The following is a 16,209-nucleotide window of genomic DNA, read 5'->3' on the forward strand; positions in this document are numbered from 1 at the left end:
AAAAGCAGAAAAAAAGAATAGCCGTTGTAAGTGCTTACAACGGCTATTCTTTTTCACACAATTAACTTATAACCAATTCCTCGCACATTGACGATCTGCACAGTTGAATCGTCGCGGAGGTGGCGACGGAGTTTGGTGATAAAGACATCTAAACTGCGGCCGTTGAAAAAGCTGTCGTCTCCCCAGAGTTCTAGCAAGACAGTATTCCGTTCCAGTACCTGATTACGTTGCTCATACAAGTGGCGTAGCAATTCGGCTTCGCGATGCGACAGGAGTACGTCGCGCCCATCAAGCGAGAGCTTTTGTTTGGGTGCGTCGAACTGATACCGACCAATCCGTACCCAATCTGATTTAGCTACACTAGTACGAACACCAACATTACGCCGGAGAAGGGCGTTGATGCGTACGATCAATTCGTCCAGACTAAACGGTTTTTTCAGGTAATCGTTTCCCCCCAACTCGAACCCCCGCACTACATCGGCCGTTTGCGAACGAGCTGTCAGGAACATTATCGGTATGTCAGGATCGGTTTGGCGAATTTGCTGCGTGAACGAAAAACCATCCATATGCGGCATCATCACATCGGCCACGATAATGTCGGGGCGTTCCTGATGGAATAAGGCCAGCCCTTCTTCACCATTCGCAGCATACAGCACTCGAAAACCACGTACTTCCAGACTGTCGCGGACAATCATTCCCAGAGCGGCTTCGTCTTCAATCAGTAAAACAGTTGACATACGTCAGAATGATAACAAGAATTCACTTCCCTGACCAGGTTCACTTTGCACACTGATGCGCCCACCATGTCGTTCGATCACCTGACGAACATAGGCCAATCCCAGGCCGAACCCTTTAACGGGATGCAGATTGCCGGTAGGAACCCGGAAAAAGCGATCGAAAATGGCCGACTGGTAGGTTTTAGGAATACCAATGCCGTTGTCCTGCACCGAAAGCTGCCAACTGGTATCGGTTTGTCCGAATTGCACCCGGACACGTACTTCCTCATTCGAATATTTGATGGCATTGTCGATCAGGTTGTTGAGCGCATTACTAAAATGAACCCGGTCGACCTGAACGACGGCATTGGCAGGAATGTCTATGGAAAACGAAACGGATTTAGATGACTGAAGTTGATGATTGGCAATTAGTCCATTAACCAGTTCCAGCAAATGAACCGACTCGGGCTGCAAGGCCAATTCCCGTTTTTCTTCAACAGCCAGATTCAGTACTTTTTCGACCAGATCGGAAAGGCGTTGCAGATTATTTCGGGAAATGGTCAGATAAGTTTGGGTTTTCTTTGGATCGTCTAACACACCAAAATGCTGCATGGCTTCTACGGCCGCCGTAACCGTAGCGATAGGTGTTTTCAACTCATGCGTCATGTTGTTGATGAAATCATTTTTCACGTCTGATAACTTCTTCTGACGCAGAATTGTACTTAGCATGAACAGAAAACAGCCCGTAGTAAGCAACAGCAAAAATACCGAACTACCTAACAACCAACCCATTCGTTGAAGCAGATAGAATGTAGGCGTCGCAAACGAGGCTTGAGCAAACAGGTCACGAACGGGGTTGAGGAGTACAGGAGCGGTATAGACCGTATCGGGTGAGTTACGCTCGTTTGTACTTGATTGCGATTGAAAAACCAATCTATTTTTTGCCGTCTGCTGGGGGCGAATATGGATTGTATCAAGCCGGAAATCAGTATCGACTCCGCGTCGCAGGAGTTCAGTATGATAAGCCGCTTTAAGTTTGTGTAGATCTACTCCTTTTCCCTTTGTCCAGTCAAGCAAAACAAGCGCTGAGATTCGGCGAGCCAGCGTATCGCTTTGTTTCTCAGCAAGTTTAACATTATAGGTAATTGTTCTTCCCTTTACGGATCTATCCGCCGATATGTCACTGAGTGAGCTGTCCGATCGTGTACGAATAATCACATGCGTCTGTTCGTGGTTCAAAGCGCTACTACCTAATCCATTATAATCACGAATAATCATCTGCGATGGACCATTAGGGCTGTCGAGTTGCTTTTTACCCAACAATCGGCTCGCCTGAGCCACCTGTTGCTGTTCCAGCACCTTAAAAAATGCATCCTGAACCGTCTGATTGAACTGCTGGCGGTTGAGTTGATAGGTATTCCAGAGCCAATACACCTGAAAGGCATTGATGCCAAGGATGCAAAAAGTCATCAGCCAGAAAATGGAACGAATGCGCTGGTTCATAAACAAAACTACGTCGTTGATCGGGTCTTTGCACGAGCGTTAACACTGTTTAACACTATGTAGCAGTGCGTTACAAAACTCCGCCTGACCTTTGTTTCGTCAAATCAAACAGACGACTGTTTATGAAAACGACGATTCGTTCAGTTATTCATCTATGGATTGCTTTCCTGACTACCTGCCCACTTTTGGCTCAGACGTCATCGTGGTCAGGGCAGATTACCTACGAAGTTGCCCAAAAACTCGACGCGTTGGGCTTTATTTTTAAAGATGATAAAACCGGCGAAGAGATGAAGCCGGGTGATCCGAACTTTCCTACCGACGCTCCCAATTCTCGAGTATTTGGGCAGAAAGTAGCTGTACTGGGCAAGTATGCTAAAGAGACTCGTGATGGCCAAAATACGTTCGTCCTCACAGATACAAAAGACGGAGTTACGCAAACGCGAAGTTTACCTCCCCCTTTTATTCAACAGTTCTTTGTGGACTTAAGCGACCGAAAAACGATTACGGTACTGACCATTGGCGAAGGTAAAAATGCCAAAATGTATCAGGCTGAAGCACCGATTCAGCAGGCAAGCGATTGGCAGTTCACCGATCAGACCAGGAAGATTGCTGGCTTTACCTGCCGGAAAGCGACGGTGTCTCATAAAAAAGAAACCTACACTATCTGGGTCACTACAGAATTGCCCATCACCTACTCACCCATCCATCAGCTTACGCCTGAACTTGGTGTGGTCTTGCTCATCGAAAGCAGCAAAGAGCAATTCAAAGCAACGAAAGTTAGTACTACCGCACCTGATGCCGCAAGTGCCACCCCCACTACGCAGGCTCAGGTTGTATCCCGAGAGCAACTGAATGATCTACGTCAGAAAGCTATGGCTGATTTTCAACAACAGCTCCACATGAACGATCGGAATTAATTGGCAAAGGGTGAGAAAAAAATCACTACATAAGCTCATCCATAACCCCCATGCCCTCTGCCCTAACCTATTAAACCAAACTATTTTTATGAAAACGACTATTCGAGCAGCTATCAGCTTCTTTTTTTTCCTCCTGGCAACCAACTTTATTTTTGCCCAAACGGCTGCGACTACGTGGTCGGGGCAGATTACTTACGAAGGTGTTCGAAAAATCGATCCCTCCCAAATGCGTATCGTTATTAACGGTGAGCAGGTAAAACCCGGTGATCCCAACTTTCCAGCCGATATCCCCGATTCACGCATGTTTGGTCAGAAAGTACTGATTAGTGGTACTTATGCGAAAGAAAGCCGCGACGAACAGGCAGCCGTTGTTCGGGTAAGGGGCGACGGTGGCCCTGCTCAAACCCGAAGCTTTCCACGTCCATTTACAGAACAGATTTTTGTGGACTTGAAAGACCAGAAAAAAGTAACGCTACTAACTGTTGGTAAAGATGCAGATGCCAAAACGTATCAGAGTGAAGCCCCGATTCAGCGCATAAGTGGCTGGCAATTAACTGATCAAACCAGGAAAATTGCAGGCTATACGTGCCGGAAAGCTACAGTACCTTACAACAAGGAAACGTACACGGTCTGGATCACGACCGAACTACCCATTACCTACTCGCCCATCCACGAACTCACCCCCGAAACTGGCGCGGTCTTGCTGATTGAGGGAAGCAAAGAGCAATTTAAAGCAACCAAGATAGATACTACTTCGCCTGATGCATCGACAGTTACCCCCAATTCAAAAGCGCAGACTGTAACACCGGCTCAATTAACCGAGCTACGCCAAAAAGCCATCACCGATTTTCAGCAACAACTACAGCTGAACGACCGGAATTAGCGGTTTTACCTCACCCCAACCCCTCTCCTGGTATTAGAAGAGGGGTTTATTCCGAGTCCTCTCCTAATACCAGGAGAGGGGCCGGGGGTGAGGTGAGCCGTTCCCCACCACTACACCTATGAAATACGTCCTTCTTCTCCTCTTTATTGGCTTTGCTACCAACCTGTTAGCTCAAAAAGGAACAACTAAATCCGACATTCAGGGGATGGTTATTGATTCAGTGAGTGGCAAATCGCTGCGGCAAGCGTCTGTCTCGCTGATGATAGCCCGCGATTCGAGCTATATAACGGGAACGATCACCGATGGCGATGGGCTGTTTCAACTACGGAACATAGCACCAGGAAGCTATCGATTACTCATTACGTTCCTTGGCTATCGAAATGTTTCTCAGTCGGTTACTGTCAAATTAGGAGAGTCAACAACGGGCGTGGGCATTCTGCGAATGGCCGAACAAAGTAATCAGCTTCAGGAAGTGGTTGTTAAGCAGGAAAGTGCGCCCGTTGCCGTGAAAGGGGATACACTGGAATTCAACGCGGGGTCGTTTAAGACGCAGCAAAATGCTGCCGTGGAAGAATTGATTCGGAAACTGCCAGGTATGGAAGTAGGTCGCGATGGGACGATAAAAGCAAATGGACAAACGGTCAGTAAGGTGTTGGTAGATGGGAAGCCGTTTTTTGGCAATGATCCTAAAATGGCTACCCGAAACCTGCCTGCTGATATTGTCGATAAGGTTCAGTTGTACGACCAATCGTCGGATCAGTCTCAATTTTCGGGTATTGATGATGGGAATCGGGAGCGAACGATCAATCTTACTCTCAAGCGAGATAAACGAAAAGGGTATTTCGGTCAGAATTCGATCGGACTGGGTACGGCCCGCGATGGCGAAGATAATCGGTATCAGGGCCGATTAAACCTGAATCGCTTTAATAATGGACGACAAATTTCCCTGATTGGCCAGGCCAATAACCTAAATCAGCAAAATTTCACCTTGGGTGCAGGACCAGCACAAGGCCCGGTTTTCGTTGGCGGCCTGGAAGGTGGCGGTGGACCACCCGGCAGTCAAACACCAACGAATGTGATCGAAGTGCGCGCAGTTGGGCTGAACTACCGGGATAAATTGGGAAAGCGAGCCGAAATCGCAACGAGTTATTTTCTGAATCAGGCCATCACAACTACCGATCAACAGAGTCGTCGCACGAGCATTTTGCCCGAACGTTCGCTCACAACCGATCAGCAGAATTATTCACAGAACAATCAGCTGACCCATCGATTGAACCTCCGTCTCGATTGGCAACTCGATTCGATGACCAGCCTTCGGTTAGCGCCCAGTCTGTCGTGGCAAAATACCGATTACAGCAGCCGACTTTCCAGCCGTTCTACGTTACCCGGCTTGTTGGGACAAACGGCTCAACTGGTAAATACCGGCGAAACAGCCTATAGATCGTCAGGCAATGGTTTGAATGGCTACAATAACCTGTTGCTCATGCGTAAATTCCGACTCGAAGGACGAACCTTATCGGTCAACCTGAATACGGTAGTAGCCGATGGTGAAACGAAGGCGTTGAATCAGTCTGTCAATACATTTTACGATTCCACTGGTGCCAATCCCGTTCCGAACGTATTGAATCAGCAGAACCGGCAAACAGCTTACAATCTGCAAAACACGCTGACGTTGTCGTACACCGAACCGTTATCGCTCACGCAGAAACTGGAACTTCGATACGCCTATTCGGTTAATAGTAATCGTGCTGATCGGCTGGTTACCGACCGAAATGAAGCTACGGGGCTTTACGATCGAGTCAATCTACCGTTGACAAACAATTTTAGTAACTCATTTAACTATCATCGGGCGGGCGCTACATTCCAGACCCAACGACTGCGCTATAAATATGCCCTTGGCCTGGATGTTCAACAATCGCAGTTACAACTTGATAATCGGTCGGTGGATACCAGTCAGCGACGACAGTACTTCAATCTATTGCCGAACGCTTTATTAAGTTTCACATTTTCCGGAAATCGAAATCTTCGTCTGCAATATCGCACTCGGCTAAATGCGCCTTTACTGACCCAATTACAGCCCGTTATCGATAATACAAATCCGCTCAATATCCGAGCTGGAAATCCATTGCTCGCGCCAGAGTTTTATACTACAGCGACTCTGACGTACAATGGCTCGACCGGGCTGGGCACCAAAAGTTTCTCGGTATTTGCCAGCCTGAATCAAAGCAATAACCGGATTGCTACGGCAACTACAATTAGTCCGTCAGGCGTTCAGACAACGCAACCTGTAAACGCAGGTGGTTTTTGGTCGGCCAATGGAGCAATGTCCATCGGGCGAACGCTGCAACCCTCGAAACTGGGGCTTACGTTCTCCACCAATATAGGACTGAGCCGGTCGATTAGTTTCATCAACGACCAGACGAATGAAACGCAGAACACCAGCATTGGGCAAGGAGTCCGGCTACAGTCTAATTTCAACAATACGCTGGAATACGGCATCAGTGGCAACCTAACCTACCAAACCGCTACTTATTCGCTACTCCCGAAGCAGAATACAGCGTTCTGGTCACAATATGCAACAGCCGACTTATTCTGGAAACTTCCGTTCCGTTTCGTGCTCACCAGCGATCTGACCTATACAGGCACAACTGGTCGGGCGTCGGGCTATAATCAGCAATTTATGCTTTGGAACGTAGCCCTGGCAAAACAGTTTTTTAAAGGCAACACGGGCGAATTACGGCTACAGGTTTTCGACGTATTGAATCAGAATCGTAGCCTGATCCGTAACACGAGCGATACGTATATCGAAGACATACAAAGTCGAATTCTCCGTCGGTACCTGCTGGTTAGTTTCGTGTATAACCTGCGAAAGTTTGGGATATAGGGAGTTCGCCTATAGATCCCGGCAACCTCATTTTGCCGATCTGTTTAGCAAATTATTAATAATATTTATCGTCAATATACCAACCTTTTAGAACCAGTTAGCATCTTTACCTAAACAGACTACTGGTTTGATCATGAAACATTTTCTTCTCTTATTGACTATATACTTACTCTTGAACTCGTGCAAAGAGACTGTGATTGACCCGACTAAACGAGTCAGGCCCGTTACATTGCAGATTTCGGTAAGTGGAGCTGATTATAAGCTCAGTTGGGAGGGGAATCGTATTATTTGTATCACGGCACCCTGCCCCGATATTGCGGATGTAGAAGCCGAACAATATGAAGTACAGATTGCCAACAGTGAGTTGGGATCATTTCAACCCTATCAGACCGTTGATGCCAGCGTAAAATCAATTAGTATTCCTGTCGCTCAGGGTGGCCAGCAATTGGTGGCCCGAATCGTATCGAAAAATAAAATTGCCCCATCTGTGAACTCCAATACGGTGATGGCTACAAGTGGATTTCTATCGCAATCCGCTTATTATCCCGGATTGTCGGGGGAGATGATCGGAGGAGATGTGACATGGGACGGCACGAAAGCAACGTATTCTTTGCTAGTTGAAGAAAGTCCCGGTAAATATGTTACTCCGCTGTATGTAGCCGACATGCAATATGAACGCCCTGTTTCAACGAAGCTTGTTACTCGACTAGGATCGGCTGCTACATTTTCGTCGGACGGCAAACAACTTGCCTACCCTTCCGGAGCAGATAATGGCCTAATTATCTATGATATTACGTCTGAGAATAGACGAGTCTTGCCGGTAGAAAACGCAGGCTTCATAAAAGGGGTAGACTGGTCGCCCGATGGCAAATGGATTGCTTTTTTGACGGTTACCAACGACGAATCTCGCCTTTGGAAAATTGCCACATCGGGCGGATCAGCGACGCCCTTGACTCCTCCCCAACCGATTCGAGAGGCAAACAATATTCGGTCAACGGATATAGATTGGTCACCTGACGGTCAGTTTATCGCGGTGTCACGCACCCGCAGCAATAGCCCCAATCAAAACGACTGGCGTGCAACTGTTTCACTTTATTCGCCCGATGGAACTGGTGAAGTGCGTTTTTTTGAAACGCAACCCGGCTGGATTGATACAGCTCCCGCATTTTCACCCGATGGAAAACAGCTTGCGTTTCTGAGTACACGAACCGGCCCCACGGCTACTTCCTATAGTTTATGGGTTCGGGATTTAGCAACTGGCAAGGTACGTCGGATCGAATTGTTACCCGGTTTGACACCAATAGATGACTATGTGCCGCGCTGGTTCGGCAATGAACGATTGCTATTTATGGGCACTCAACAAGGGAAAAAAGGGTATTTCACCGTATTCCTGTAGCACTATAGTTAATAGCCTTAATTCATAGACTGCCGAAATTCTACCGGGCTCTGTTTGGTCTTGGCTTTGAAGAGTTTGCTGAACGATTGTGAATGTTCAAACCCTAATTCATAGGCTATTTCACTGATAGAAAGCTGAGTAATGGATAGCTTTTCTTTGGCTTTTTCGATGAGTTTTTCGTGAATATGTTGCTGAGCCGTCAGCCCGGTTAGCTGTTTCAGCATGTCGCTCAGGTACTTGCTGGACAGGCTTAGCTTATCGGCAAAATAACTTACTGTGGGCAAGCCATCGGTTATGGTCTCTCCTGAAAAGCGATCTTCTAAAAGGACTTCAAATTTCGATAGCAAGTGATGATTTAAGGGCTTTCGGGTAAGGAATTGTCGGTTGTAGAAACGGTTGCTGTATGTCAGTAATAAGTCCAACTGGGCAATCAGCACATCCTGACTGAAATTATCGATGGGTCGGTCGAGTTCCTGTTTTATTTTTTGAAATAATCCCTCAACATCCTGTTCTTCAGCTTCTGATAGAATGAGTGCTTCATCGACCTCGTAATGAAAAAAATGGTAATTCTTGATTTTTCTGGCCAGATCATGGTATAGTAAAAGGTCTGGATGAACCAGTAAGCACCAACCGCTATCCGGTGCCGTAAACTCTTTATCAAGGCCCAATACCTGATTGGGTGCGGTAAATCCCATTACCCCTTCGTCGTAATCGTAACTCGTTTGACCATACAACGATTTGCAGGTGCAGTTGTATTTGATTGTAATCACATAAAACCCAAGCGTAAACCGTACCGGCCTCTGAATCGACGGCATAGGCATTTCCCCAAATTGGTAAATACCCATCAATGGATGCTTCGGCTTACCCAGACCACAGGCTGCATAATACTGAGCTATGGTTTTTACCTGCAAAACTTCACCACTTTTCATTGCTGGAATGTTAGCTGATTGACAATTTCAAATTTTTACGCATCATATCTCCCCAAAATTTCAATCCAAATCTGGTTGGAATAAGAGGCAAAAAGAATCGGGATAATTTATTCTGAAACCCGCTTATCGTTACAATCGATCCATTTTCCAGGCCCCTCATCGCCGATTCTACCACTTGTTCCGGCGTTTCCATGTTTCTGGTAGAGAAGCTACTTTTTCGATCGCTTCCAATTTTTGCGGCATCGAAAAAGCCCGTTTCGGTAGCACCGGGGCACAATAGCATGGTCTGAATATTGTATGGCCGGTTTTCTTCCCAAAGGGCTTCGGTAAAGTATTTAACAAACCCTTTCGTAGCGGCATAAATATTCATGTACGGGATAGCCCCAAAACTCGCCATCGACCCCACATTGATAATGGTTCCACGTTTACGCGCCCGCATCTGCGGCAAAAAGCGGTATGTGAGGGCAACCATCGCATCCATATTCAGGTGCATCATGTTCCAGTACTCCTCAAGGCTATATTCCAGAAAATCACCGCCTGTACCAATCCCGGCATTATTGATCAGCCAATTTACTTCCAGACCTCTTTTTGCTATTTCATCAGCGATTAGCTGGTCACTGCCCGCTTTAGCCAAATCGACGGCGATATACTGGGCAGAAATAGCATACTGCGTATTTAATTGTTGGCATAAAGCTTTCAACTTATCTTCCGATCGGGCAACCAGTACTAAATTGTGTTTATCGTTAGCTAATCGTCTGGCGAACGCTTCACCAATACCGCCTGATGCTCCTGTGATTAAGGTTACTTTCATTTTTCTGAACGTTTTGATGGGTCAAAATTGGGGTTCAGAGATTTTCGGCTCGTAGCCAAAAGGCGGGAGGTTGTAGTAAAATTTCCGGATTCTATTTTTTGCCGTACTTTCGACCTTATAATTACGCTTTCCGAACCGTTGGCCCGTATGCCGCACACTACTACCGTATCTTCCTCCGATTCACTACGCCCGCTTTTTGCACTGCCTGTTATTGTAGCAGCCCTCGGCTATTTTGTGGATGTGTATGACCTGCTATTATTTAATATTGTTCGTGTCCCTAGCCTGAAAGACATGGGTTTGTCGGAAGCCGATATCTCATTGGTTGGCGGGCGAATTCTCAATTTTCAGCAAGCGGGCTTATTGCTCGGCGGTATTTTATGGGGCATTCTGGGCGATAAACGCGGCCGACTTTCGGTGCTTTTCGGGAGCATTATTACGTATTCATTAGCCAATATTGTCTGTGGTTTTGCTCACGATCCGGAGCTCTACGCCTGGCTCCGGTTTATAGCCGGTTTTGGTCTGGCTGGTGAGTTAGGGGCCGGCATTACACTGGTAAGTGAGATTTTACCCCCTCGTTTGAGAGGGTATGGCTCCTCATTAGTAGCCAGCGTGGGTTTACTAGGGGCAGTTGTTGCTTACTTTACTGTTTCGCTTTTTGACTGGCGGATTACCTATTTTATCGGTGGCGGACTCGGGCTTGGCTTACTATTATTACGAATCAGCGTACTTGAGTCCGGGATGTTTACCCGGCTACAAACAACCAATATATCGCGGGGTAATTTCTGGGCTTTATTCAGGAATTGGTCAGCTGTGTTAAAATACCTGCGTTGCATGGGTATCGCCCTACCTACCTATCTAGTGATTGGTATTCTGGCTACATTCAGCAACGAATTCGGAAAAGCATTGGGTATTCAGGAACCCATCCCTCCCGGCCGGGCCGTTATGTTTACTTACATCGGCATTGTAGCAGGTGACTTATTCAGTGGATTTCTGAGTCAGTGGTTACAGTCTCGTCGAAAAGCCGTTGGGCTGATGATGGGCTTTACATTGTTGTGTATTGCTGTTTATCTGTTTGGCGGTATTAATTCGACCAACGCATTCTACACCGTTCTGATGATCATGGGTTTTGGCACTGGATACATTGCCATGTTCCTGACTATTACCGCAGAAAGCTACGGCACCAACCTCCGCGCTACGGCTACGACCTCGGTTGCTAACAACGTTCGAGCCACTACATTGATTACCATTCCAGCCTTTCAGATGATGAAGTTATCGCTGGGTGTTACCGAATCGGCAGCCATTGTTGCGCTAGTTTGTTTCGCGCTAGGATACTGGTCGCTCGCAACAATTGACGAGACCTATGGCAAGGATTTGGACTATTGCGAGTAATAGTAACGAAGTAACATCTTTTTTATAACAGAAGATACCAGAGTACGTTGTTTTAAAACTCGACTTTTATTACTCGTTGCTTATGAAGCTTTTTTCCTCGACTTACGTTGTTTTCTACAGTTGTTTGTTCAGTATTGGTTTACTGACCTCTTGCCAACCAAAGCCTGAACTAACGCCCATTCCACAAAAGCCTCAGGTAACTAAGACTGTTGAGAAGAATTTTCAATCAATTGCTCCATCAATTAGTCTCCCTACAACTATTGATTATCATGATTATGAGGGACAGTTACAGCATCTAATCTACCGGTCAACCTTTACCTACGATAATCAAAACAGGCTGCTAGACATTACCGATCAATTGACCGATTGGCCGGGTAGCAACAGTTCAACCTGGGTTCGATTCAATTATACCGATAATCGGGTGTCCAGCATCGACGTAAAATCTATTTCGGCAAATTTAGATGAACCAAATTCTGTTGAAGATCGAAAACCGGCTCGCTTTGAGTTAACGTATTCTGGTCAGGACGTACTGGCCAAGCTCCTGATTGAGGGTAAAGAAGTACAACAGAGTTTGCTTACGCTCGATGAGAAAGGCTTGCCTGTGAAAAGCAGTTTCAAAAAAATGTTTTTTGATGATAAGGGGAATATTGACTTCGTTACTAAATCGAAGCTATTTCCGTTAGTTGGTACGGAAATTATTGAACAGCGTTATGATGCCAATCGGGCGGTGCTCAGTCAAATTCGGGAGATGCAGCTTTTAGATGGTTTGTTAAGCTCGGTTAACCGATATGTTACCTCGAGCGGTTTAAGCGGATTAGGTAGCAGTCTGAGTACCAATAATCTGACATATACGAAACGTAAAAACTGCGATCCGAAATATGGGTGTAAGGAAATAGACGAACCGCATATTCGAGCCGTGACCGTCAATGAACTGAGTTTTCCTACGCGATTAGTATGCAGTATGGGCGCACTGGGCAGTTATGAGTTCACGGTTACCTATAAACAGGTAAGTAATTAGACCCTATAGAAATCGCGCCAGTTCTACCCCGGCTGAGACGAGTCGCGTTTTTGCCAGTGATAAGCAGCAATCGAGTTCTTCCAGAAATACTTTTCAGCTACCGTTCGACCTTTTGCGGCAAAGTATTCTTTCACCAGATTCAATCCAGCGTCAAAAGGCAGCCACTGATCACTATTCGGCCAATCGCTACCATATAGCAGTCGGTCTTCACCAAAGATGTTGAACAGATTATCCAATCGCTCGTGGTAGAAACTCAGTGATTGCGGAATTTTTCCGTCCACTCGGCGCAGGACTTCCGAAATCTTCACATAAACCTGGGGACGCTTTCCCAATTCCTGTAAGTTAGCTTCGTAAGTTTTCCGTACACTAGAATCCTCTGGAATAGTCATTTGAGGCAGATGATCGATGACTACCCGCAATGATGGCACTTGATCGGTGATACGAACTACGGCAGCAAGTAATGCAGGGTTTGGATTGGCCGTATCCAGCACTAGTCCGGTTTGGGCGAGAAGCTTCAGGTCGGTTATAAATGTTGGATTCGTTACTTGACGGGAAAGATCGTGCCCTTCCCAAAGATTTCCATAGCGAATGCCGCGAAACAGGGGATTTCGTTGGAAGCGTTCAAGTTGTTTACGAAAGCCTGGTTTACCCGGTTCAAGGTTTCCTACAATGCCAACAATTATTTTAGCTTTTTCAGCAACGTCGAGTACCCACTGATTATCCTCAAGCCAGGGGCTGGCTTCTACGACAATTGCCCCAACAACACCAAGCGGCATCGCGATCTTCCGGTAGCGGTCTGGAAGTGCTGGCTTATAAAGAATAACATCTTTTGGTGTCGGCCAGGGTACGCCTTGCGGACGAGTCGGGTCGAATAAATGAATATGCGTATCAATAATCGGGATGGCGGATTCTTCCGTCCAACTTACCAAGGGGGCCGTTATGGTTGCTCCCGCAGTCAGAGCAAGGAAATGTCGGCGGTTCATGAACATGAAGTTGCTGAAACAGAGAAAATCTCATTAATGAACGTTGCTCTTTTACAAGCTTGGTCGCTTATTGAACCAGGGTTGCGCTTTTTCTAATTGCCCTGCCAATCGAAATAAAGTAGCTTCGTCGCCAAGTTTAGCCGCGAACATCACACCAATCGGCAAGCCATCCGCCGACCAATGTAAGGGAACCGACATAGACGGCTGCCCGGTCATATTCGTAATTACGGTGAACGAAATATAGCCCAGCGAACGCTCCGCCAAATCCGTTACAGTTTTGCTGCCATTCAGGTATTTCAACCCGCCAAGCGAATCGACCAGTTTCAGCAAACGTTGCTCAGACGCCGTATTCTGGAACGTACCAATTTCGATAGGCGGGCGGGGTAATGTCGGGGTTAAAAACATATCATACGTTTCATGAAGCTGGCCCATTGCCCGGTTGAGCGAATTCCAACGCCGTTTCTGAAAAGCAACATCAGCCGCCGAAAAGCCCTCTGCCAAACGAGCTTGCGCCCAGGTATTTAATTCTACATCGTCGCGACGAGTCGGTCGGCCCAAATACTGTCCTAATTCACGCAAAACACCAGCTGTTTCGCTCAATACATTCAGGAAAAATGCTTCAGTAACTATCGTTTTCTCATAGGGCAGCGGAACTTCCTCCACTGTATGTCCCAGTTTTTCGAGCAGCTTGACCGCTCTCAGAACGGCTTCTACGCACTCAGGGTCAGTCGGTTGCGATTCGATCAGTGCCTGTGTAGAAAAGGCAATACGCAACTTATCCGGCTCTCGACCCACTTCATCTTTGAAAGGGCGTTCGGGTGGAGCAATGCCGTACGGATCACCAGCCAGAGGGCCAGCAATGGCGTCTAGCAAACCGGCACTATCGCGTACGCTACGGGTAACGGCAAGTCCGGTGACGGCTCCATTCCAAAGTTCACCATAGTTTGGACCAAGCGTAACACGGCCCCGCGACGGTTTTAAACCAAATAACCCACAACAGGCAGCCGGAATCCGTATGGAACCTCCCCCGTCGGTGGCCGTAGCTGCCGGAACAATACCAGCCGCAACAGCACTCGCCGATCCTCCGCTCGATCCGCCAGGTGAATGTGTGAGTTTCCAGGGATTATGCGCCGGGCCATACAGCTTCGATTCCGTATAGGGTGTCAGACCAAATTCGGGGGTATTCGTTTTTCCGAAAAAGATCAATCCAGCCGTTTTCAACCGTTTAATGACTTCACTATCGACCGTAGAAACGTAATTCTGATAGCCCCGACATCCCGATTTCATAGGTGTGCCCGCCCATTCCATCTCCAAATCTTTCAACAAAAACGGTACACCACGAAATGGCCCTGTTGCAGGAAGATGCTTTGCCATTTCCCGGCCTTTATCGTACAATGGCGTTACAATTGCATTCAGTTTGGGATTGACGGCTTCCGCACGAGCAATTGCTGTTTCCAGCAACTCGTCAGGCTTTACGTCGCCTTTCTGAACGAGCTCGGCCAGTGCCGTAGCATCGTACTTTACGTATTCGTCGAAAGATAAGGATCTGGAATTGGCGGTTTGCATACGTTCAGAACAGTTACTAATTATCGTTTATTGAGGAGCTACAGCTACGCCAATTTTAGAATCTGCTGTACCATAATACAAAAACCATCGTCCCCGAAAAGGAACCAATCCTTCCAGAAAACAAACCTGATTGACCTGCCCCTGAATCTCATATGGCTGATCAGGCTTAATAAAATAAGTTTCCGAGCGATCAATGAGTTTGGCCGGATTTTTTGCATCGAATAGCAGTTGGCCCCCGGCGTAAGCACCTTCAGGCAAATTCACATCGCCATTTTTTGCATCATTCATTCCATTGTAAATCAACAGAATACCTTTTGGCATCAGCATGGCCATTGGCCCCGGTTCGAGCAGTCGATAGTCATGCTTCCCTTTTCGCGATTCAGCCGCAACGACTGGTTTATCACCATCCGTTTCTAACGGACTCCAGTGCAACAGATCGTCGGAAGTAGCCACCCGGAGCTGTGGCTGATCACCCCAGTACATCCAATATTTGCCATTGATCTTCTGCGCGACAAACCGATTGCCAACACGCTTACACACAATAGCACCCGATTTTGACCAGCTATTCCGGTATTTCCCATTCTCAAATTCACCAAACGCCAGGCCTTGTTTGTGCCACTCGGTCAGGTTGGTCGACGTAGCTACGCACAGCCGGGCTTTGTCGCCATCGTAAGCTGTGTAGGTCAGTATATACACTCCGTTTGGGCTTTCTACTACCCTTGGATCTTCGCATCCTCCCTCCCATTCGTACGTTTTCATGGCATCGTTGTTTGGATAGAACACTGGCTTTGGCAGCCGTTTAAAATGAATACCATCATCACTGATTGCCAATCCCAGTCGCGACGTTCCACCGACCCGGCGAACCGTATCTTCGGCCCGATAAAGCATATACACTTTGTTATTACGGATCACAGCTGTTGGATTGTACACATCTTTCTCCTCCCAGCGAATCGTTTCTTTACGCACTGGGCAATCGAACGTAGTACTAGCCTTTGCATTCAAAATCGGGTTGTACTTATTTTCTTTTTGAAAAGGGCCTAACATCCAGGGCTTTTCGGGTTTCGCCTGCGCCCAAAGCAAATTGGGAAGCAGTAATAGGATGAATAATTGTTTGCGCATGAGTAATAAAACAAGAACTTTAGTTACTAAAGCAAAATCGTGCCAGATGTTAACTACGATTCGGCTGAATCGATTCAAAGAAGGTTGGGATAAAA

13 protein-coding genes are annotated in these 16,209 nt (G+C 46.9%); 6 read left to right on the top strand and 7 right to left on the bottom strand.

The annotated features are described in order from the left end of the window. Positions 1-53: 53 nt before the first annotated feature. Both ACYVE4_RS04160 and ACYVE4_RS04165 read right to left on the bottom strand, forming a co-directional pair. Positions 54-737: a response regulator transcription factor gene (locus tag ACYVE4_RS04160; RefSeq protein ID WP_460995655.1), complete on the bottom strand. Its 684-nt coding sequence runs from the start codon at positions 735-737 to the stop codon at positions 54-56. A gap of 3 nt (positions 738-740) precedes the next feature. Next, positions 741-2,219 (bottom strand): sensor histidine kinase, encoded by a 1,479-nt coding sequence (locus ACYVE4_RS04165; protein WP_460995656.1) that lies wholly within the window; start codon positions 2,217-2,219, stop codon positions 741-743. A gap of 122 nt (positions 2,220-2,341) precedes the next feature. Between ACYVE4_RS04165 and ACYVE4_RS04170 the strand changes: the two genes are divergently transcribed. The 4 genes from ACYVE4_RS04170 to ACYVE4_RS04185 all read left to right on the top strand — a co-directional run bounded on the left by ACYVE4_RS04170 (position 2,342) and on the right by ACYVE4_RS04185 (position 8,299). Beyond that, positions 2,342-3,136 (top strand): GLPGLI family protein, encoded by a 795-nt coding sequence (locus tag ACYVE4_RS04170; RefSeq protein WP_460995657.1) that lies wholly within the window; start codon positions 2,342-2,344, stop codon positions 3,134-3,136. 88 nt (positions 3,137-3,224) lie between these two features. After that, the gene (locus tag ACYVE4_RS04175; RefSeq protein WP_460995658.1) at positions 3,225-4,019 is read left to right on the top strand and encodes a GLPGLI family protein; all 795 of its coding nucleotides are present in this window, start codon (positions 3,225-3,227) and stop codon (positions 4,017-4,019) included. Between the two features lie 118 nt (positions 4,020-4,137). Next, the gene (locus tag ACYVE4_RS04180; RefSeq protein WP_460995659.1) at positions 4,138-6,903 is read left to right on the top strand and encodes an outer membrane beta-barrel protein; all 2,766 of its coding nucleotides are present in this window, start codon (positions 4,138-4,140) and stop codon (positions 6,901-6,903) included. A 133-nt stretch (positions 6,904-7,036) separates the two neighbouring features. Next, positions 7,037-8,299, top strand: a complete 1,263-nt coding sequence (locus tag ACYVE4_RS04185) for a hypothetical protein (RefSeq protein ID WP_460995660.1) — start codon at positions 7,037-7,039, stop codon at positions 8,297-8,299. Between the two features lie 17 nt (positions 8,300-8,316). Here ACYVE4_RS04185 and ACYVE4_RS04190 read toward each other — a convergent pair whose 3' ends face one another. Both ACYVE4_RS04190 and ACYVE4_RS04195 read right to left on the bottom strand, forming a co-directional pair. Next, positions 8,317-9,228 carry a helix-turn-helix domain-containing protein gene (locus ACYVE4_RS04190; protein ID WP_460995661.1) on the bottom strand — a complete coding sequence of 304 codons (912 nt, stop codon included), beginning with the start codon at positions 9,226-9,228 and terminating at the stop codon, positions 8,317-8,319. Positions 9,229-9,238: 10 nt separating this feature from the next. Beyond that, the gene (locus tag ACYVE4_RS04195; protein WP_460995662.1) at positions 9,239-10,039 is read right to left on the bottom strand and encodes an SDR family NAD(P)-dependent oxidoreductase; all 801 of its coding nucleotides are present in this window, start codon (positions 10,037-10,039) and stop codon (positions 9,239-9,241) included. 147 nt (positions 10,040-10,186) lie between these two features. Here ACYVE4_RS04195 and ACYVE4_RS04200 point away from each other — a divergent pair, with 147 nt between their 5' ends. Then, complete coding sequence (locus ACYVE4_RS04200; protein WP_460995663.1) at positions 10,187-11,428, top strand: MFS transporter; 1,242 nt, start codon at positions 10,187-10,189, stop codon at positions 11,426-11,428. An 82-nt stretch (positions 11,429-11,510) separates the two neighbouring features. Next, complete coding sequence (locus ACYVE4_RS04205) at positions 11,511-12,446, top strand: hypothetical protein (RefSeq protein WP_460995664.1); 936 nt, start codon at positions 11,511-11,513, stop codon at positions 12,444-12,446. Between the two features lie 23 nt (positions 12,447-12,469). On the opposite strand, the gene ACYVE4_RS04210 is transcribed toward ACYVE4_RS04205, so the two are convergent. The 3 genes from ACYVE4_RS04210 to ACYVE4_RS04220 are packed head-to-tail and all read right to left on the bottom strand — an operon-like array spanning position 12,470 to position 16,114. After that, positions 12,470-13,429 (bottom strand): amidohydrolase family protein, encoded by a 960-nt coding sequence (locus ACYVE4_RS04210; protein WP_460995665.1) that lies wholly within the window; start codon positions 13,427-13,429, stop codon positions 12,470-12,472. A 51-nt stretch (positions 13,430-13,480) separates the two neighbouring features. Beyond that, complete coding sequence (locus ACYVE4_RS04215; protein ID WP_460995666.1) at positions 13,481-14,995, bottom strand: amidase; 1,515 nt, start codon at positions 14,993-14,995, stop codon at positions 13,481-13,483. Positions 14,996-15,022: 27 nt separating this feature from the next. Next, a complete protein-coding gene (locus ACYVE4_RS04220) occupies positions 15,023-16,114 on the bottom strand; it encodes a glycoside hydrolase family 130 protein (RefSeq protein ID WP_460995667.1) in 1,092 nt (363 codons plus the stop codon). Positions 16,115-16,209: the final 95 nt, after the last annotated feature.

The sequence above is a fragment of the Spirosoma harenae genome, from assembly GCF_054776975.1.

What these genes read in the sequence shown, in the direction of transcription:
- ACYVE4_RS04160 (WP_460995655.1), bottom strand. Translation starts at nt 737, where the DNA reads ATGTCAACTGTTTTACTGATTGAAGACGAAGCCGCTCTGGGAATGATT.
- ACYVE4_RS04165 (WP_460995656.1), bottom strand. Translation starts at nt 2,219, where the DNA reads ATGAACCAGCGCATTCGTTCCATTTTCTGGCTGATGACTTTTTGCATC.
- ACYVE4_RS04170 (WP_460995657.1), top strand. Translation starts at nt 2,342, where the DNA reads ATGAAAACGACGATTCGTTCAGTTATTCATCTATGGATTGCTTTCCTG.
- ACYVE4_RS04175 (WP_460995658.1), top strand. Translation starts at nt 3,225, where the DNA reads ATGAAAACGACTATTCGAGCAGCTATCAGCTTCTTTTTTTTCCTCCTG.
- ACYVE4_RS04180 (WP_460995659.1), top strand. Translation starts at nt 4,138, where the DNA reads ATGAAATACGTCCTTCTTCTCCTCTTTATTGGCTTTGCTACCAACCTG.
- ACYVE4_RS04185 (WP_460995660.1), top strand. Translation starts at nt 7,037, where the DNA reads ATGAAACATTTTCTTCTCTTATTGACTATATACTTACTCTTGAACTCG.
- ACYVE4_RS04190 (WP_460995661.1), bottom strand. Translation starts at nt 9,228, where the DNA reads ATGAAAAGTGGTGAAGTTTTGCAGGTAAAAACCATAGCTCAGTATTAT.
- ACYVE4_RS04195 (WP_460995662.1), bottom strand. Translation starts at nt 10,039, where the DNA reads ATGAAAGTAACCTTAATCACAGGAGCATCAGGCGGTATTGGTGAAGCG.
- ACYVE4_RS04200 (WP_460995663.1), top strand. Translation starts at nt 10,187, where the DNA reads ATGCCGCACACTACTACCGTATCTTCCTCCGATTCACTACGCCCGCTT.
- ACYVE4_RS04205 (WP_460995664.1), top strand. Translation starts at nt 11,511, where the DNA reads ATGAAGCTTTTTTCCTCGACTTACGTTGTTTTCTACAGTTGTTTGTTC.
- ACYVE4_RS04210 (WP_460995665.1), bottom strand. Translation starts at nt 13,429, where the DNA reads ATGAACCGCCGACATTTCCTTGCTCTGACTGCGGGAGCAACCATAACG.
- ACYVE4_RS04215 (WP_460995666.1), bottom strand. Translation starts at nt 14,995, where the DNA reads ATGCAAACCGCCAATTCCAGATCCTTATCTTTCGACGAATACGTAAAG.
- ACYVE4_RS04220 (WP_460995667.1), bottom strand. Translation starts at nt 16,114, where the DNA reads ATGCGCAAACAATTATTCATCCTATTACTGCTTCCCAATTTGCTTTGG.